General features: G+C 55.5%; 1 protein-coding gene. It reads right to left on the bottom strand.

Features of this window, described 5'->3' with window-relative positions; translation table 11 throughout:
- On the bottom strand, window positions 1-229 hold a 229-nt coding region (locus tag AC0IW9_RS32245), incomplete at both ends, for an EF-hand domain-containing protein (protein ID WP_471652341.1).

Genomic DNA, 229 nt, shown 5'->3' with positions numbered 1-229 from the left:
CCGTTGCTACGGGCAAATAATGCAAACTCACTTGAACGCAGCCGCTCAATTCCCCGCTCTACCAGCGACTGAACTTCGCCGTCATCGAGATGGCCGTTTTCATTCGTATCTGCCCAAGCCGAGAGTGATGAGAGTTCATCGCCTGAAAGTTCGCCGTCTGCGTTCGTGTCTAACAGCGCGAATTGCGCAGCGGTGGTGGGGCGCCGATGCTCGTCGAACAGCATAAAAG

The organism is Belnapia sp. AC561 (assembly GCF_979252845.1).
Note: the sequence above shows the minus strand (reverse complement) of the source record. Positions and strands in the feature narration are given on the sequence as shown.